The organism is Sphaerotilus sp., assembly GCF_013299175.1.
GTDB lineage: Bacteria > Pseudomonadota > Gammaproteobacteria > Burkholderiales > Burkholderiaceae_C > Sphaerotilus.
Genome location: NZ_JAAFKF010000030.1, coordinates 1 through 16768, shown reverse-complemented (window position 1 = coordinate 16768; position 16768 = coordinate 1). Strand labels below are relative to the sequence as shown.

Genomic DNA, 16768 nt, shown 5'->3' with positions numbered 1-16768 from the left:
GGTCACGCCATCATGTCCTCTTTTTGTGACGGGTCAAAGCCATTGCATTGGTTTTGCAAACGTTAATCGGCGGCAAAATGGCGGCATTACAGAGACAGACAGAAAGCCCGCCATGCCACCCACTCCCACCGATGACGAGTTCAGCCCCCGTTTCCGCAGCGCCGCCGTGGCCCGCATGACGGGCATCGCCGTGGCGACCCTGCGGGTGTGGGAGCGGCGCTACCGGGTCGTGGCCCCCCCGCAATCCCCGAGCGGACACCGGCTGTACTCGTCGGCCCATGTGCGCCGGCTCGGTCTGATCCGGGCGCTGATCGACCGCGGTCACGCCATCGGCACCCTGGCCGCGCTGGACGACGCTGTCTTGCAGCGGCTGTTGATGGATGCGCCGACGCTGCCTGCCGTGGTCTCGACCACCGCCGCACCCACCCAGGCCACCCCGGCGTGTGATCTCGTTGTCTGGGCGGTGGGGCGCACCTTGCCCGCCGCGGTGGTGGAGCAGGCGAGCCGGGTGGCCGGCACACCGCGGCTGCAGACCTGGTCCGCGCTGACCCAGGCCGAGATGGCGACTGCGACCGACCCGGTGCTCGACGTGCTCGCGGTCGAGCTGGACACGCTCAACACCCACCACGCGGATCGCCTGCTCGCGCTGCGCAGCCGGGTGTCGGCGCGGCAGACGCTGGTGGTCTACGGCTTCGGCTCGGACCTGGTGGTGCAGCGCCTGCGCCGGCAAGGCATCACTGTCTGGCGCGGACCGATGGGGCGGGCCGAGATGGGACTGCTGCTGCGCACGGTGCTGGGGGTGGCGACTTCGTACACCGCAGCGACCTCGGCCACCCCGGATGCACCGCGCCTGTCGCCCGACGCGCTGGCGCTGGCGGCGCGCTCGACCAGCCGGGTGCTGTGCGAGTGCCCGCGCCACCTGGCCGAGCTGATCCAGTTGCTGGGCGATTTCGAGGACTACAGCGGCCAGTGCGCCGCCGACTCCCCGGCCGATCGGTCACTGCACGACGACCTGGGTGCTGCGGCGCGCCATGCCCGCGGCGGGTTCGAGCAGGCGCTGCGGCGGCTGGCGGTCGAGGAGGGCTGGTCGCTGGTGGGTGGGGATGGACGTGTCGCCAAGCTTGAGGCTGGCTGAAACTCGGGTTCCTCCGAACCGCGGCGCCGAATTCCTCGTCTATTCTTCAGCCGCGCCGCTCTCGGCCCCGCACAGTCACAGTCCAAAAATCAACGAAGGAGTCATTCCCATGCCAGGTACATTCGAACTCAAGGCTGCAGGCCAGGACCAGTTCCGCTTCAATCTCAAGGCGGGCAACCACCAGACCATCCTCACCAGCCAGTCCTACGCCAGCAAGGCGTCGGCGCTGAACGGGATCGAATCGGTGCGCACCAACAGCCAGCTCGACGCGCGCTTCGACCGCCGCACCTCCAAGGCGGGTGAGCCGTACTTCGTGCTGACCGCGGGCAACGGCCAGATCATCGGCCAGAGCGAGATGTACTCCTCTGCCGCCGCGATGGAGAACGGCATCCAGTCCGTGACCCGCAACGGCGCCGACGCTGCGCTCAAGGATCTCACGGCCGACGCCTGACATCCCGTGTCTGACATCCGGGCGACAGGTCGGGTTCCTACAATCCCCGGATGGAACCCTTTCTCATCTCCACCGGCATCGTCGCCCTTGGCGAAATCGGCGACAAGACCCAACTGCTCGCGCTGCTGCTGGCCGCGCGCTTTCGCCGGCCCGTGCCGATCATCCTCGGCATCTTCGTGGCGACCGTGCTCAACCACGCGCTGGCCGGGATGGTCGGCGGGGCGGTGGCGCGCTTTCTCGGGCCGGACCTGCTGCGCTGGGTGATCGGCGTGTCCTTCCTGGCCATGGCCGCGTGGATGCTGGTCCCGGACGAGATCGACGGCGCCGAGGGCGGCACGCAGCGGTTCGGCGTTTTCGGCACCACGGTGATCGCCTTCTTCCTGGCCGAGATGGGCGACAAGACGCAGATCGCCACCGTGGCGCTGGCCGCGCGCTACACCGAGCTGTTCCAGGTCGTTGCCGGCACCACCGTCGGGATGATGCTGGCCAACGTGCCTGCGGTGCTGCTGGGCGACCGGGCAGCGCGGGCCATCCCGATGCAGCTCGTCCATGCCATCGCGGCGGGGATCTTCGCGGTGCTGGGGGTGCTGACGCTGTTCAACGTGGGACGGTTGTTCTGACCTGCCCCTGGATCGGAAATCCGATCTGCATCCGTGCCTGCTGACGGAATGCCGCTCACGCTGCCAGTCCGCGCAGCACCACCGCAGGTGGCGGCTCCGGGCGGCGTGGAACTTGAGCGGACTTGGCACGCTCCATGCAACCGTTCCGTGCATGAAGTCTCGCGCCACCCTGCCCACTGCCCATTGCCCGCGCACCGCGACCCGGCGACTGGTGTGGCTGGGCGTGCTGGCGGGTGCGTTGTCCGGGGTTGGGACGGCGGCGTCGTCCCAGGAAGCCGACACCCTGCGCAAGATCGCCGAGACCGGCACCATCAACCTCGGTCACCGTGAATCGTCGGTGCCGTTTTCCTACTACGACCAGCGCAAGCAGGTGGTGGGCTACTCGCACGAGCTGATGCTGCGGCTGCTCGACACGGTCAAGGCCGAGCTGAAGCTGCCCGCGCTCACCATCAAGCTCATCCCGGTGACGGCGCAGAACCGCATCCCGCTGGTGCGCAACGGCACGGTCGATCTGGAGTGCGGCTCCACCACCCACAACGCCGAGCGGGCGCGGCAGGTCGGCTTTTCCACCACCTTCTTTCTCGCCGAGACGCGGCTGATGACGCGGCGTGGTTCGGACATCCGGGACTTTGCGGATCTGGCCGGCAAGACGGTGGTGGTCACGGCGGGCACCACCTCCGAACGGCTCCTGCGCACCTACACCGAGCGCAACGGCCTGCGCACCACGACGCTGCCAGCGCGGGACCACGGCGATGCCTTCCAGGCGCTGGAGTCGGGGCGCGCCGAAGCGTTCATGATGGACGACGCGCTGCTCTACGGCGAGCGGGCCAAGGCGGTGCGCCCGGACGACTGGGTGGTGGTGGGAACCCCGATGTCCACCGAGGCCTATGCCTGCATGATGCGGCGCGGCGACCCAGCCTTCAAGGCGGTGATCGACCGTGGTCTGACCGAGCTGATGCGCTCGGGCGAGGCGCTGAAGATCTACAGCCGCTGGTTCCAGGGCGCGATCCCTCCCAAGGGACTCAACCTGAACTGGCCGCCCTCGCCCGCCTTGCTGGAGCTGTACAAATACCCCAATGATCGGCTGCAGGGCTGATCGACCTGTCTCACCTGTCTCTGTACCCACACCGAAGGAACTCTCCATGAAGAAGTCACTGCTGGTCATCGCCACCTTGCTGGCCCTGGGCACCGCACAAGCCGACACCCTCAAGAAGATCAAGGACAGCGGCTCCATCACGATGGGCGTGCGCGAGTCGTCGGGCGCGCTGTCGTACACGCTGGGCGACGGCAAGTTCGTCGGCTACCACGTCGAACTCTGCGAGCACGTCATCGCCGACCTGTCGAAGTCGCTGGGCACCAAGCTCGCCATCAAGTACCAGCCGGTCACGTCGCAGAACCGCATCCCGCTGATGGAAAACGGCACCGTGGACATCGAGTGCGGCTCGACCACCAACAACGCCGCCCGCCAGAAGCAGGTGGCGTTCGCCGTCACCACCTTCGTCGAGGAAGTCCGCATCGCCGTCAAGGCCAGCTCGGGCATCACCGCGATCGGTCAGCTCAACGGCAAGAACGTCGCCACCACCACCGGCACCACCTCGGTCCAATTGCTGCGCAAGCACGAGAAGGCCACCGGCGTCGATTTCAAGGAACTCTTCGGCAAGGACCACGCCGACAGCTTCCTGCTGCTCGAATCCGGCCGTGCCGATGCGTTCGTGATGGACGGGGCCATCCTGGCCGGCAACATCGCCAAGTCGAAGAACCCGGCGGACTTCAAGGTCGTCGGCGAAGTGCTCTCGACCGAGCCGATCGCGATCATGCTGCCCAAGGACGATGCGGCCTTCAAGACCGCCGTGGACAACAGCCTGAAGGCGATGATGAAGTCGGGTGACATGGCCAAGGCGTGGGACAAGTGGTTCATGCAGCCGATCCCGCCGACCAACTCGAAGGTCGGCATGCCCGCCAACGACAACACCAAGGCGGCCTGGGCGAACCCCAACGACAAGCCGGCCGAGGACTACGCCAAGAAGTGATGCAACCGTGATGCAGCCGTGATGCGGATGCGTCTGGCGCACGGACACCCCCACTAGGAGAACCCCTTGGCGAACTGGGACTGGCAGGTCTTCTGCAAGAACACGGTCGATGGCGAGATCGTTCCGCGCTGCTTCGGCGAGGGTGGCGACATCACCTACCTCGACTGGCTGCTGTCCGCCTGGGGCTGGACGGCGTCGGTGTCGGCGCTGGCGCTGGTCGTGGCGCTGGGGTTCGGGGTGCTCATGGGCCTCCTGCGCACCACGCCCAGCAAGGCGCTCGTCTTCATCGGCGACGCCTGGACGGAGCTGTTCCGCAACATCCCGGTGCTGGTCCAGGTCTTCCTGTGGTACTTCGTGATCCCGGAGCTGGTGCCGCCACTCAAGCAGGTGCCGAGCTTCCTGCTGGTGGTGCTGGCGCTGGGCTTCTTCACCTCGGCGCGGGTGTCCGAGCAGATCAAGGCCGGCATCCAGAGTTTGCCCAAGGGTCAGCGGTACGCCGGCCTCGCGATGGGCCTGACGCTGCCGCAGACCTACCGCTACGTGCTGCTGCCGATGGCCTTCCGCATCGTCGTGCCGCCGCTGACCAGCGAGAGCATGGGCATCGTCAAGAACTCGTCGGTGGCGTTTTCGGTCTCGGTGGCCGAACTCACCATGTTCGCCCGACAGGCGCAGGAAGAGACCTCGCGCGGCATCGAGGTCTACCTCGCGGTCACGGGCCTGTACTTCCTCACCTCGATCCTCGTCTACCAGGTAGCGCGGGTCATCGAACACCGTGTCCGCATTCCCGGCACCGTCGGCGGGGGCAAGTGAATCCCATGGCCACCTCCGGACTCCAACTCGATTTTTCCTTCCTCACGGTCGATGTGCTGGCGAGCTACGTCAGCAAGGGCCTGTGGTTCTCGGTGCAGCTCACGCTGGTGGCCATGGTCGGCGGCATCGTGCTGGGCACCTTGCTGGCGCTGATGCGGCTCTCGGGCAAGAAGTGGATGGAAGTGCCCGCCGCGGCCTACGTCAACGTGATGCGCAGCATCCCGCTGGTGATGGTGATCCTGTGGTTCTTCCTGCTGATCCCGCTGCTCATCGGCCGGCCGCTGGGTGCGGAAACCTCGGCCGTGATCACCTTCACGCTGTTCGAGGCCGCGTATTACGCCGAGATCATGCGGGCCGGCATCCAGTCCATTCCACGCGGGCAGGTCCACGCCGGCTACGCGGTCGGCATGGACTACCGCCAGACCATGCAGCTCATCGTGCTGCCGCAGGCGTTCCGCAACATGCTGCCGGTGCTGATGACACAGACCATCATCCTGTTCCAGGACACCTCGCTGGTGTATGCGATCGGCGCCTACGACCTGCTCAAGGGCTTCGAGATCGCCGGCAAGAACTTCAACCGCCCGGTGGAAACCTATCTGGTCGCGACCGCCGTGTACTTCGCGGTCTGCTTCTCGCTGTCGATGCTGGTCAAGCGTCTGCAGAAGAAGATCGCCATCATTCGCTGAGGAACATTGTTGTGATCGACATCCAGAACATCTCCAAGTGGTACGGCAGCTTCCAGGTGCTCACCGACTGCAGCACCACGATCAAGAAGGGCGAAGTCGTCGTCGTCTGCGGCCCGTCCGGTTCGGGCAAGTCCACGCTCATCAAGACGGTCAACGCGCTGGAGCCGTTCCAGAAGGGCGACATCGTCGTGGACGGCATCTCCATCGCTGATCCCAAGACCGACCTGCCCAAGCTGCGCAGCCGCGTCGGCATGGTGTTCCAGCACTTCGAACTCTTTCCGCACCTCTCGGTGACCGAGAACCTGACGCTGGCGCAGATCAAGGTGCTTGGCCGCAGCACGGACGAAGCGAAGCAGCGCGGCCTGAAGATGCTCGACCGCGTCGGCCTGATGGCGCACAAGGACAAGTTCCCCGGCCAGCTCTCCGGCGGCCAGCAGCAGCGCGTGGCCATTGCGCGCGCACTGTCGATGGACCCGATCGTGATGCTGTTCGACGAGCCGACCTCGGCGCTCGACCCGGAAATGGTGGGCGAGGTGCTCGACGTGATGGTCAAGCTGGCGCTCGAAGGCATGACGATGATGGTCGTCACCCACGAGATGGGTTTTGCCAAGAAGGTCAGCCACCGCGTCATCTTCATGGACCAGGGCAAGATCATCGAGGACTGCAAGAAAGACGCCTTCTTCGGCGACCCGGACGCCCGCTCGCCACGCGCCAAGGAATTCCTGTCGAAGATCCTGGGGCACTGACACGGAACCGTCCCGGATCTTCGGGCCGCGCCGCCCGGTCTGGCCGCCGCTGCGCAAGCTGATCGGCCTCGTGCTGGCGGCGCTGGCCGTCGGGCTGGCGGGCTGGAGCGGCTTTCGCCTCAGCGAGCGCCACGGCACGGCCGCACTGCGCGAGGAATCGAACCACCGCCTCGACCTGTTCGCCTCCGCCGTCGAGGGCATGGTCAAGCGCCTGGAGCACGTTCCGGCCACTATCCAGCTCAACCAGGACGTGCAGGCCCTGCTGCGCGAGCCAAGCCATGCCCTGCGCGTCAGCCGTGTCAATGACTACCTGCGCCGCCTGAACGCCCACCTGGGCAGTCTGGCGGTGTTCGTGCTGGACGAGCGTGGCGTGGTGGTCGCCTCCAGCAACAGCGACCTCGGGGACGACAGCCAGTTCGGGGAAGATCTGTCGTTCCGGCCGTATTTTCTGGAAGCCCTGTCCGGGCAGGTGGGCCGCCATTTCGCCATCGGCACCAAGAGCCACCAGCCGGGCTACTTCGTGTCACACCCGATCCGCGATGGTGCCCGTGTCCTCGGTGTCGCCACGATCAAGATCAGCCTCGACCCGATCGAGGAGGTCTGGGGCATGCTGGGGGTGCCGGCGCTGCTGGCCGACACGAACCAGGTGGTCATCCTGTCGTCGCGGCCCGAGTGGCGTTACACGGCGCTGACCGAGCTGTCGCTGGAGCGCAAGGTCGATCTGCAGATCACCCGGCTCTACGACAACCAGCCGATTCCGCGCTTTCCACTGCCCGTGAAACTCTCGATCGACGAGGACAGCCAGGTGCTCGAAGGCGTGTTGCCCGGTGGACTGCCGCCCGAGACCGACGCCGCCCGCCCGGTGCGCAGCAGCACGCTGGTGCTGGGCCGCACGCTCGACGGCATGGACTGGCGGCTGCTGATCTTTTCGGACCTGCGCAATGTGCGCAACCAGGCCGTGCTCCACAGCCTGCTGTCGGCGGTGGCGGCGGGATTCGTGCTGCTGCTGGCGCTGTTCCTCGGGCAGCGGCGGCGCATCGCCCGCCAGAAAGTGGAGGCCCGCCAGATGCTGGAGCGCGCCAACACCGAACTCGAACACAAGGTCGCCCGCCGCACCCGCGCGCTGACCGACTCCAACACCCGCCTGCGCCGCGAGATCGCCGAGCGCGAGCAGGCCGAGCAGACCCTGCGCGCCGCCCAGGACGAGCTGGTCCACGCAGCCAAGATGGCCGTGCTCGGCCAGCTCGCCACCGGTATCACGCATGAACTGACGCAACCGCTCGGCGCCATCCGCACGCTCTCGGGCAATGCGCTGGAGTTCATGCGCCGGGGGGACATGAAGGCGGTGCAGGGCAACCTGCAGTTCGTCACCCGGCTGGCCGACCAGATGGGCCACATCATCCAGCCGCTCAAGGGCTTCGCCCGCAAGTCGCTGGCCCAGCCGGCGCCGACCGACGTGGCGCACGCAGTCAGCAACGCGCTGTTCCTCTACGACCAGCGTCTGCGCAAGGAGGGTGTCACCGTCCACAACCGCTGCGAACCCGGCCGCGTCATCGCCTGGTGCGACCCGAACCGGCTGGAGCAGGTGCTCATCAACCTGATCGGCAACGCGATGGACGCGATGCAAGGCACCGAGGTCAAGGTGCTGACGCTGGACGCGGCATCGGACGCGGCCTGCGATCCGCCGCTGCGCATCGATGTCACCGACAGCGGCCCCGGCGTCCCCGACGAGGTGCGCCAGCGCCTGTTCGAACCGTTTTTCACCACCAAGGAAGCCGGCGTCGGCCTCGGCCTGGGGCTGGCGATCTCGCGCGACATCGTGCGCGAGTTCCACGGCGACCTGGAAGCGGAGAATCGGCCCGAGGGTGGGGCCTGTTTCACTGTGCGCCTGCCGGCAGCGCCTGACCCCGAAGCCACCACCACGCCATGACCGCCCTGACATCCTCCCGCGCACCCGCGCCCCTCACTGTCCTCATCGTCGAGGACGATTTCCACATGCAGCTCGGCTGCGTCCAGGCGCTGCAGCTCGCCGGTCTGTCCGTCGAAGCAGTCGATTCCGCCGAGGACGCGATCCCGCGCATCACCCCGGGCTACGCCGGCATCGTGGTCACCGACATGCGCCTGCCCAAGGCGGACGGCCTCTCGCTGGTGCGCCACTGCCACGCGCTGGACCCGGACCTGCCCGTCATCATGATCACCGGCCACGGCGACGTGACGCTGGCGGTGGAGGCCATGCGCAGCGGCGCCTACGACTTCATTCCCAAGCCGTTTTCGCCGGAAATCCTGGTCGAGATCGTGCGCCGCGCGATGGAAAAGCGCAGCCTCACGCTCGAAGTCGCCACGCTGCGCCGCGTGCTGGCCCGGCGCGACGGCATCGAGGGCAAGCTCATCGGCCGCTCGCCGCAGATCCAGCGCGTGCGCCGGCTGGTGATGGAGGTGGCGGACAGCCCCGTGGACGTGCTGATCCAGGGCGAGACCGGCACCGGCAAGGAGGTGGTGGCCCGCGCGCTGCACGACTACTCCGGCCGGCGCGAGGGCAGCTACGTGGCGCTGAACTGCGGTGGTGTGCCCGACACGCTGCTCGACAGCGAGCTGTTCGGCCACGAGGTCGGCGCCTTCACCGGCGCGCAGAAGAAGCGCATCGGCAAGATCGAATACGCCAACGGCGGCACCCTGTTCCTCGACGAGCTGGAGACCATGCCCACGGCGATGCAGATCAAGCTGCTGCGGGTACTGCAGGAGCGCGAGATCGAGCGCCTGGGGTCGAACCAGCCGCTGCCGGTGGATGTGCGCGTGGTGGCCGCGACCAAGGACGATCTGCTGCCGCGGTCGCAGCAAGGCGGGTTCCGCGCCGACCTGTACTACCGGCTCAACGTCGTCACCATCGAGTTGCCACCGCTGCGCGAACGCCGCGAGGACATCCCGGTCCTGCTGGAGCACTTCATGCTGCAAGCCACCAGTCGCTTCAACCGCCCGCCGCCGCAAGTCACCACCGAGCAGATGCACCGCCTGATGGCCCACCACTGGCCCGGCAACGTGCGGGAGCTGCGCAACGCGGCCGACTGCATCGTGCTGGGCGTGCGCAAGGACATCCTCGGGCCGGGGCCGGCGCCCGAGCCGGGCAGCGAGGCCGAGGAAGGGCTGTCGCTGGCGGACTCGGTGGACAGCTTCGAGCGCAGTCTGATCGCCGCCGAGCTGCGGCGCCAGGAGGGCAACATCGCGCGCACCGCCAAGGAGCTGCGGGTGCCCAAGACGACGCTGAACGACAAGATCCGCAAGTACCGGCTGCAAGGCGAATGAGCACGGACCGCCCGAACCGCTCGAATTCCTCGGCTCCCTTGGACAAGGCGGGCCACGTCATCGCCGGCCACTCCGTGCTGGAAGACGCCATCGCGCTGCTCAGCGGCACGGTGCTGGTCACGCTCGGTGTGGCGATGTTCCGGCAGGCGTCGATGGTGGCGGGCGGCACCACCGGCATCGCCTTCCTGGTCCACTACGCCAGCCACGTCAACTTCGGGCTGGCGCTGTTCCTCATCAACCTGCCGTTCTACTGGCTGGCGTGGCGGCACATGGGCCACGCGTTCACGCTGAAAACCTTCACCGCCGTGGCGCTGATGGCGACCGAGGTGGAGCTGTTGCCGCGGGTACTGACGTTCGGGACGCTGCACCCGCTGTTCGCCGCCATGGCCGGGGGGCTGCTGATCGGCACGGGGATGCTGATCCTGTTCCGCCACCGGGCGAGCATCGGCGGGATTGGCGTGGTGGCCATGCTGCTGCAGGAGCGCAAGGGCTGGCGCGCAGGCAAGGTGCAGATGACGATCGACTGCGGCATCGTGCTGGCGTCGTTGTTCATCGTGCCGCTGGTGCAGGTGGGGCTGTCGGTGCTGGGGGCGTTGACGCTGAATCTGGTGCTGGCGATGAACCACCGGCCGGGGCGCTACGTGGCGCGGTGAACCGGCGTGATCGACCGCGGGACAGATCAGCCCCGCTTCGTGGCGATCAGCGACTGCACCACCGACCCCTGCAGCCGTGGCCGATCCGCATCGATCTCGGTCAGCGGCGCCACCTCCACCATCGACGCCATGCAGCGCCGCGCCAGTTCCTGGTAGGTGCGCGTGCCTTCGAGCTTCCACGCCACCTCCTCGTCCGTCAGATCCCGCAGCTTGCGGGCCGGCGAGCCAACCACCAGCGTGCGTGGCGCCACCTTCTTGCCCGCCGGCACGAACGCGCAGGCCGCCACGATCGCCGCCTCGCCCACCTCCGCCTCGTCCATCACCACGGCGTTCATGCCGACCAGCGCGTCCCGCCGCACCGTGCAACTGTGCAGCACCGCGCCGTGCCCGATGTGGCCGTTCTCCTCGACGAGGGTGTCCTGGTTCGGGAAGCCGTGGATGACGCAGGTGTCCTGCACGTTCACGCCCCGGTGCAGCACGATGCGCCCGAAATCCCCGCGCAGGCTCGCGCACGGGCCGATGTAACAGTCGGGGCCGACGATCACGTCGCCGATCAGCACGGCGGTGGGGTGGACGTAGGCGCTGGGGTGGACGACGGGCGTGACGCCTTCGAGGCTGTAGCAGGGCATGGTGGGGATTTCCTGAGTTGCAGAGCGTAGGGATTCAATTTATTCTCTACCGAACGGTCGATCAATCAAGGCAATCCAGCATTTCCAGGAGTTACCCGTGTCTGAACCATTGTTGCTACAGGTCCGCGAAGGCGCGGTGCTCACGCTGACGCTCAACCGTCCTGCGGCGCTCAACAGCTTCACCACCGGGCTGCACCGGGCGCTGTTCACCGCGCTGGACGATGCGGCGGCGGACACCAGCGTGCGCTGCGTGGTGTTGACGGGGGCGGGGCGGGCGTTCTGCTCGGGGCAGGATCTGTCGGACCCGGTGGTCGCGCCGGACTTGACACCGGGGGCGCCACCGAAGGATCTGGGCCACGTCATCGAACACTATTACCGCCCGCTGGTGTTGCGGCTGCGGTCGATGCCGGTGCCCGTGGTCGCGGCAGTCAACGGCGTGGCGGCGGGGGCGGGGGCGAATCTGGCACTGGCGTGCGACCTCGTGCTGGCGGGGCGCTCGGCGAGCTTCATCCAGGCGTTCACCAAGATCGGTCTGGTGCCGGATACGGCGGGGACGTGGTTGCTGCCAAGGCTGGTCGGGCGGGCGCAGGCGCTCGGGCTGGCGCTGCTGGGCGACAAGCTGCCGGCGGCGGAAGCCGAGCGGATCGGGCTGATCTGGCGCTGCGTGGACGATGCCGCGCTGCAGGCCGACGCGCAGGCGCTGGCGCAGAAACTCGCCGCGATGCCGACCGCCGCGCTGGTCGCCACGCGGCAGGCGATGGACGCCGCGCAAGGGATGGACCTGCCTCAGGCGCTCGACGCCGAATGCACGCTGCAACGCCATTTCGGCGCTGCACACGACTACCAGGAAGGCGTGGCCGCGTTCATGGCGAAACGCGCCCCGAGCTTCACCGACCGTTGAAGACACTGCCATGACGACGCCCCAAGACACCGCCGATTTCGTCGCCACCGGGATGATGGCCAACGACCGGGCCTGCCAGTCGCTCGGCATCCGCGTCACGCACATCGCCCCCGGCCGCGCCACGATGACGATGACCGTGCGCCCCGACATGCTCAACGGCTTCGCCATCTGCCACGGCGGGTTGATCACGACGCTGGCGGATTCGGCTTTCGCCTACGCCTGCAACTCCTACAACGAACTGACCGTGGCCTCGGGGCTGTCGGTGGACTTCGTGGCGCCGGGGCGCGAGGGCGACGTGCTCACCGCCGTGGCCGAGGAGGTTTCGCTGGCCGGGCGCACGGGTGTGTACGACGTGGCCGTGACCAACCAGCGCGGCGAGCGGATCGCGGTGTTCCGCGGCCGTTCGTACCGCATGAAGGGCCGGCCGACCGTGCCGCCGACCGCCTGAGAGCCTGAGAACAAGGAGACATCCCCATGCCCGTTCGCCAACCCGCTCCCGGTGAGCTGGAACCCATCGAAACCGCCAGCCGCGACGAAGTGACCGCGCTGCAGCTCGACCGCCTGCGCTGGACGCTGCAGCACGCCTACGACAACGTGCCGCACTACCGCGCCGCGTTCGACGCAAAAGGCGTGCATCCGAGCGACCTGAAGACGCTGGCCGACCTCGCCAAGTTTCCCTTCACCACCAAGAAGGATCTGCGCGACAACTACCCGTTCGGCCTCTTCGCCGTGCCGCGGACACAGGTGGCGCGTATCCATGCGTCATCGGGCACGACGGGCAAACCCACCGTTGTCGGCTACACGAAGGGCGACATCGACCGCTGGGCCGATCTGGTGGCGCGGTCGATCCGGGCGGCGGGTGGCCGGGCGGGTGACACCGTGCATGTGGCCTACGGCTACGGCCTGTTCACCGGCGGCCTCGGCGCGCACTACGGCGCCGAGCGGCTCGGCTGCACCGTGATCCCGATGTCCGGCGGCCAGACCGAGAAGCAGGTGCAGCTCATCACCGATTTCCGCCCCGACATCATCATGGTCACGCCAAGCTACATGCAGGTGATCGTCGAGGAGTTCATGCGCCAGGGGATGGACCCGCGCGAGATGTCGATCAAGGTCGGGATCTTCGGCGCGGAGCCGTGGACCGAAGCCATGCGCCGCGAGATCGAGGGCAAGGCCGGCATCGACGCGGTGGACATCTACGGGCTGTCCGAGGTGATGGGACCGGGCGTGGCGAGCGAGTGCATCGAGTCCAAGGACGGGCCGGTGATCTGGGAGGACCATTTCCATCCCGAGATCATCGACCCGGAGACGGGCGAGGTGCTGCCCGACGGCTCGGAGGGCGAACTCGTGTTCACCACGCTGACCAAGGAAGCCCTGCCGGTCATCCGCTACCGCACCCGCGACCTGACCCGCCTGCTGCCGCCCACGTCGCGCGCGTTCCGCCGCATCGGCAAGATCGTCGGCCGCAGCGACGACATGCTGATCATCCGCGGCGTCAACGTCTTCCCGACGCAGATCGAGGAGATCGTGCTGGCGCATCCGCAGCTCTCGGGGCAGTACCAGATCCTTGTCAGCCGCGAGGGCGCGCTGGATCAGGTGGGCGTGCGCTGCGAGCTGCAGCCCGGCGTGGTGCTGTCTGCTGCCGAACACCAGGCGGTCACCGATTGGGTGGGCCACAGGATCAAGACGCTGGTGGGGATCTCGACGCGGGTCGAGGTGCTGCCCACCGATTCGATCGAGCGCACGCTGGTCGGCAAGGCCCGCCGCGTCATCGACCAGCGCAAACGCTGAACGGCGCCGAGTGCGCTGAAAGGATTTCCCATGTACACCCAAGCAATGGACACGATGGCCCGCGAGGCCGGCACGGCGCTGAAGGCGGTGCGTTCGGTCGAGGAGCAGCAGCTCGAAGCGCGCTTCGACGCCCGCATCGACGACGGCGCCTTCATCGAGGCCAAGGACTGGATGCCCGAGCACTACCGCAAGACGCTCGTGCGCCAGATCAGCCAGCACGCGCACAGCGAGATCGTCGGCATGCTCCCCGAAGGCAACTGGATCACCCGTGCGCCGACCCTGAAGCGCAAGGCGATCCTGATGGCCAAGGTGCAGGACGAGGGCGGTCACGGGCTGTACCTCTACGCCGCCGCCGAGACGCTGGGCACGAGCCGCGACCAGTTGTTCGACGCGCTGCACTCGGGCAAGGCCAAGTACAGCTCGATCTTCAACTACCCGACGCTGACCTGGGCGGACATCGGCGTGGTCGGCTGGCTGGTGGACGGCGCGGCGATCATGAACCAGGTGCCGATCTGCCGCTGCAGCTACGCGCCGTATGCGCGGGCGATGGTGCGGATCTGCCGCGAGGAGAGTTTTCACCAGCGGCAGGGCTACGACAGCCTGCTGACGATGATGCAGCAGGGCACCGACGCGCAGAAGGCGATGGTGCAGGACGCGGTGAACCGCTGGTGGTGGCCGTCGATCATGATGTTCGGGCCGCCGGATGACCAGTCGCCGAACTCGGCGCAGTCGATGCGCTGGGGCATCAAGCGGTTCTCGAATGACGATCTGCGCCAGAAGTTCATCGACGCGACCGTGCCGCAGGCCGAGTTGCTGGGCGTGACGCTGCCGGACTCGGACCTGAAGTGGAACGCCGAGCGCGGTTGCCACGACTTCGGGACGATCGACTGGAGCGAGTTCTGGCGCGTGATCGCGGGCGACGGGCCGTGCAACCGGGAACGGCTGGGCATGCGCGTCAAGGCGTGGGAAGACGGCGCCTGGGTCCGCGAGGCCGCACTCGCCCATGCCCGCAAGCAAACCGAACCGATGAAGGCATCCGCATGAGCACCCCGAACAGCACGCAGAACAGCACCCAGAACGAATGGCCCTTGTGGGAAGTCTTTGTCCGCAGCAAGGCGGGCCTGGACCACAAGCACTGCGGTAGCCTGCACGCCCCGGACGCGAAGATGGCGATCCAGCTCGCCCGCGAGGTCTACACCCGCCGGCAGGAAGGCTGCAGCGTCTGGGTCGTGCCCTCGGACCAGATCACCGCCAGCGACCCCGGCGACAAGGACATGTACTTCGACCCGATGGAGGACAAGGTGTACCGGCACCCGACCTTCTACGTGCTGCCCGAGTCCGTGGACCACATGTGAGCAAGGGCTGCACGAGATGAGCACACCTTCCATCCAGCCAAGCCGCGACCCGGCGGTGCAGTACCTGCTGCGCCTGGGCGACCTCTGCCTGATCCACGCCCAGCGCCTGGGCGAGTGGTCCGGCCATGCGCCGATCCTCGAAGAGGACATCGCGCTGACCAACATGGCGCTCGACCTGATCGGCCAGTCGCGGGCACTGCTGACCCGCGCCGGGCAGGTCGGCGCCGCGGCCGGTGCGCCGCTGTTCGACGAGGACCAGCTCGCGTTCCTGCGCGACGAGCGGGATTACCTGAACCCGACGCTGGTCGAGCTGCCCCGCGGCGACTTCGCCTTCACGGTGCTGCGCAACGCGATGGTGGCAACCTTCCTGCGGTTGATGTGGACGCGGCTGGCGGATTCGAGCGACGCCGAGCTGGCCGCCATCGCGGGCAAGGCGGTCAAGGAAGCGCGCTACCACGAGCAGCACGCGGGCGATTGGGTCGTGCGCCTGGGCGATGGCACCGAGGAATCCACCCGCCGCATGGCCACCGCCGTGGACACGCTGTGGCGGTACAGCGCGGAGCTGTTCGACACCGACGCGATCGACGAGGCCGCGGCTGCGTCGGGCCTCGGGCCGCGTTGGTCTGACCTGCGCGACGACTGGCAGGTGGCGATGCACCCGCTGATGACCGAAGCCGGGTTGACGCTGCCCAAGCCGTCCGCCTTCCTGAGTACCGGCAAGCGCGGGGTTCACAGCGAGCACATGGGCTTCCTGCTCGCCGACTTGCAGACCCTGCAGCGCACCTTCCCCGGAGGCGTGTGGTGAACACCGACATCGAGCGCGCCTGGGCCGTGCTGCACGAGGTGCCCGATCCGGAGGTGCCAGCGATCTCGCTGTGCGACCTCGGCATCGTGCGCGACGTGCGGCGGGGTGACGATGGTGCGCTGGAGGTGGTGCTGACGCCGACGTACTCCGGCTGCCCCGCCACCGAGCAGATCGAGCAGGACGCCACGGCCGCGCTGGTCGCCGCTGGTCTTGGCCCGGTGCGCATATCGCTGCAACGCGCCCCGGCCTGGACCACCGACTGGATCAGCGCCGACGGCCGCCGCAAGCTGCGTGAATACGGCATCGCCCCGCCTGGACCTGTCGAAGCCGGTGCCTCGGTGCCGATCCGGCTGGTGCGCCGCGCCGCGCCGGTCGCGTCGATCGCCTGCCCGCGCTGCGGCAGTGCGCAGACCGAGCGCCTGTCCGCCTTCGGCTCGACCGCGTGCAAGGCGCTGTGGCGCTGTCTGAGCTGCCGCGAGCCATTCGAACATTTCAAGCCGATCTGAACCGGCACGACACGAGATCGCCATGAGCCTGCATTTCCATCCGCTGCGCGTGCGCGCCGTGCAACCCGACACCGAGGAGGCCGTGCTGGTTTCCTTTGACGTGCCGGACGACCTGCGCGAGACCTTCCGTTTCCAACCCGGCCAGTACCTGACGCTGCGTGGCGACATCGACGGTGTGGACCTGCGCCGCTCGTATTCGATCTGCGCGGGGCTGGACGACGGCCTGCTGCGCGTGGGGGTGCGCAAGGTGCCGGGCGGCGTGTTCTCGACCTGGGCGAACGAGCGGCTGCAGCCCGGCGACACGCTGCAGGTGTTCCCGCCGCAGGGGCATTTCACGCTGGCGCTGTCCGACG

At 67.8% G+C, this 16768-nt stretch carries 20 protein-coding genes; 19 read left to right on the top strand and 1 reads right to left on the bottom strand.

Going from position 1 to position 16768, the window contains the following annotated elements:
• Positions 1 to 112 precede the first annotated feature (112 nt).
• The 11 genes from QZW52_RS07395 to QZW52_RS07345 all read left to right on the top strand — a co-directional run bounded on the left by QZW52_RS07395 (position 113) and on the right by QZW52_RS07345 (position 10431).
• The gene (locus QZW52_RS07395) at positions 113 to 1135 is read left to right on the top strand and encodes a MerR family transcriptional regulator (RefSeq protein ID WP_293996855.1); all 1023 of its coding nucleotides are present in this window, start codon (positions 113 to 115) and stop codon (positions 1133 to 1135) included.
• 109 nt (positions 1136 to 1244) lie between these two features.
• Positions 1245 to 1586, top strand: coding sequence for a YegP family protein (locus QZW52_RS07390; protein ID WP_293996853.1), 342 nt, complete (start codon positions 1245 to 1247; stop codon positions 1584 to 1586).
• Positions 1587 to 1636: 50 nt separating this feature from the next.
• Positions 1637 to 2206 (top strand): TMEM165/GDT1 family protein, encoded by a 570-nt coding sequence (locus QZW52_RS07385; RefSeq protein WP_293996851.1) that lies wholly within the window; start codon positions 1637 to 1639, stop codon positions 2204 to 2206.
• 151 nt (positions 2207 to 2357) lie between these two features.
• Positions 2358 to 3302, top strand: a complete 945-nt coding sequence (locus QZW52_RS07380) for a transporter substrate-binding domain-containing protein (protein WP_293996849.1) — start codon at positions 2358 to 2360, stop codon at positions 3300 to 3302.
• Positions 3303 to 3348: 46 nt separating this feature from the next.
• The gene (locus QZW52_RS07375) at positions 3349 to 4236 is read left to right on the top strand and encodes an amino acid ABC transporter substrate-binding protein (protein WP_293996847.1); all 888 of its coding nucleotides are present in this window, start codon (positions 3349 to 3351) and stop codon (positions 4234 to 4236) included.
• A 66-nt stretch (positions 4237 to 4302) separates the two neighbouring features.
• Positions 4303 to 5046, top strand: coding sequence for an amino acid ABC transporter permease (locus QZW52_RS07370; protein ID WP_293996845.1), 744 nt, complete (start codon positions 4303 to 4305; stop codon positions 5044 to 5046).
• A gap of 5 nt (positions 5047 to 5051) precedes the next feature.
• Positions 5052 to 5732, top strand: coding sequence for an amino acid ABC transporter permease (locus QZW52_RS07365; protein WP_293996843.1), 681 nt, complete (start codon positions 5052 to 5054; stop codon positions 5730 to 5732).
• Positions 5733 to 5743: 11 nt separating this feature from the next.
• Positions 5744 to 6478, top strand: a complete 735-nt coding sequence (locus QZW52_RS07360) for an amino acid ABC transporter ATP-binding protein (RefSeq protein WP_293996841.1) — start codon at positions 5744 to 5746, stop codon at positions 6476 to 6478.
• 70 nt (positions 6479 to 6548) lie between these two features.
• Positions 6549 to 8408: an ATP-binding protein gene (locus tag QZW52_RS07355; RefSeq protein ID WP_293996839.1), complete on the top strand. Its 1860-nt coding sequence runs from the start codon at positions 6549 to 6551 to the stop codon at positions 8406 to 8408.
• On the top strand, positions 8405 to 9778 hold the full coding sequence (locus tag QZW52_RS07350; protein ID WP_293996837.1) for a sigma-54-dependent transcriptional regulator: 1374 nt from the start codon (positions 8405 to 8407) through the stop codon (positions 9776 to 9778). Before QZW52_RS07355 ends, QZW52_RS07350 begins: the two co-directional genes overlap by 4 nt.
• Positions 9775 to 10431: a YitT family protein gene (locus QZW52_RS07345; RefSeq protein WP_293996835.1), complete on the top strand. Its 657-nt coding sequence runs from the start codon at positions 9775 to 9777 to the stop codon at positions 10429 to 10431. The genes QZW52_RS07350 and QZW52_RS07345 overlap by 4 nt, the downstream gene beginning before the upstream one ends.
• Before the next feature lie 26 nt (positions 10432 to 10457).
• Here the strand turns inward: QZW52_RS07345 and QZW52_RS07340 are convergent, their stop codons facing one another.
• Positions 10458 to 11060, bottom strand: coding sequence for a phenylacetic acid degradation protein PaaY (locus QZW52_RS07340; protein WP_293996833.1), 603 nt, complete (start codon positions 11058 to 11060; stop codon positions 10458 to 10460).
• Positions 11061 to 11157: 97 nt separating this feature from the next.
• On the opposite strand from QZW52_RS07340, the gene QZW52_RS07335 reads away from it, so the two are divergent.
• The 8 genes from QZW52_RS07335 to QZW52_RS07300 form a co-directional block, all read left to right on the top strand.
• A complete protein-coding gene (locus tag QZW52_RS07335) occupies positions 11158 to 11961 on the top strand; it encodes an enoyl-CoA hydratase-related protein (RefSeq protein ID WP_293996831.1) in 804 nt (267 codons plus the stop codon).
• A 10-nt stretch (positions 11962 to 11971) separates the two neighbouring features.
• On the top strand, positions 11972 to 12409 hold the full coding sequence (gene paaI / locus QZW52_RS07330; RefSeq protein WP_293996829.1) for a hydroxyphenylacetyl-CoA thioesterase PaaI: 438 nt from the start codon (positions 11972 to 11974) through the stop codon (positions 12407 to 12409).
• Positions 12410 to 12435: 26 nt separating this feature from the next.
• Positions 12436 to 13749: a phenylacetate--CoA ligase PaaK gene (gene paaK / locus QZW52_RS07325; RefSeq protein ID WP_293996828.1), complete on the top strand. Its 1314-nt coding sequence runs from the start codon at positions 12436 to 12438 to the stop codon at positions 13747 to 13749.
• Between the two features lie 30 nt (positions 13750 to 13779).
• The gene (gene paaA / locus QZW52_RS07320; protein WP_293996827.1) at positions 13780 to 14793 is read left to right on the top strand and encodes a 1,2-phenylacetyl-CoA epoxidase subunit PaaA; all 1014 of its coding nucleotides are present in this window, start codon (positions 13780 to 13782) and stop codon (positions 14791 to 14793) included.
• Positions 14790 to 15104 (top strand): 1,2-phenylacetyl-CoA epoxidase subunit PaaB, encoded by a 315-nt coding sequence (paaB, locus tag QZW52_RS07315; protein WP_293996826.1) that lies wholly within the window; start codon positions 14790 to 14792, stop codon positions 15102 to 15104. Before paaA ends, paaB begins: the two co-directional genes overlap by 4 nt.
• Before the next feature lie 16 nt (positions 15105 to 15120).
• Entirely contained in the window at positions 15121 to 15909 is a 789-nt protein-coding gene (gene paaC, locus QZW52_RS07310; protein ID WP_293996824.1) for a 1,2-phenylacetyl-CoA epoxidase subunit PaaC, read from the top strand.
• A complete protein-coding gene (gene paaD, locus QZW52_RS07305) occupies positions 15903 to 16415 on the top strand; it encodes a 1,2-phenylacetyl-CoA epoxidase subunit PaaD (RefSeq protein ID WP_434738289.1) in 513 nt (170 codons plus the stop codon). Before paaC ends, paaD begins: the two co-directional genes overlap by 7 nt.
• 22 nt (positions 16416 to 16437) lie before the next feature.
• A partial coding sequence (locus QZW52_RS07300; protein ID WP_293996820.1) for an FAD-binding oxidoreductase occupies positions 16438 to 16768 on the top strand: 331 nt, incomplete at its 3' end.

Coding starts and splice junctions, on each gene's coding strand:
- paaI (WP_293996829.1), top strand. CDS start 11,972: ATGACGACGCCCCAAGACACCGCCGATTTCGTCGCCACCGGGATGATG.
- QZW52_RS07395 (WP_293996855.1), top strand. CDS start 113: ATGCCACCCACTCCCACCGATGACGAGTTCAGCCCCCGTTTCCGCAGC.
- QZW52_RS07350 (WP_293996837.1), top strand. CDS start 8,405: ATGACCGCCCTGACATCCTCCCGCGCACCCGCGCCCCTCACTGTCCTC.
- QZW52_RS07380 (WP_293996849.1), top strand. CDS start 2,358: ATGAAGTCTCGCGCCACCCTGCCCACTGCCCATTGCCCGCGCACCGCG.
- QZW52_RS07365 (WP_293996843.1), top strand. CDS start 5,052: ATGGCCACCTCCGGACTCCAACTCGATTTTTCCTTCCTCACGGTCGAT.
- paaA (WP_293996827.1), top strand. CDS start 13,780: ATGTACACCCAAGCAATGGACACGATGGCCCGCGAGGCCGGCACGGCG.
- QZW52_RS07390 (WP_293996853.1), top strand. CDS start 1,245: ATGCCAGGTACATTCGAACTCAAGGCTGCAGGCCAGGACCAGTTCCGC.
- QZW52_RS07340 (WP_293996833.1), bottom strand. CDS start 11,060: ATGCCCTGCTACAGCCTCGAAGGCGTCACGCCCGTCGTCCACCCCAGC.
- paaB (WP_293996826.1), top strand. CDS start 14,790: ATGAGCACCCCGAACAGCACGCAGAACAGCACCCAGAACGAATGGCCC.
- paaC (WP_293996824.1), top strand. CDS start 15,121: ATGAGCACACCTTCCATCCAGCCAAGCCGCGACCCGGCGGTGCAGTAC.
- paaK (WP_293996828.1), top strand. CDS start 12,436: ATGCCCGTTCGCCAACCCGCTCCCGGTGAGCTGGAACCCATCGAAACC.
- QZW52_RS07375 (WP_293996847.1), top strand. CDS start 3,349: ATGAAGAAGTCACTGCTGGTCATCGCCACCTTGCTGGCCCTGGGCACC.
- QZW52_RS07385 (WP_293996851.1), top strand. CDS start 1,637: ATGGAACCCTTTCTCATCTCCACCGGCATCGTCGCCCTTGGCGAAATC.
- QZW52_RS07345 (WP_293996835.1), top strand. CDS start 9,775: ATGAGCACGGACCGCCCGAACCGCTCGAATTCCTCGGCTCCCTTGGAC.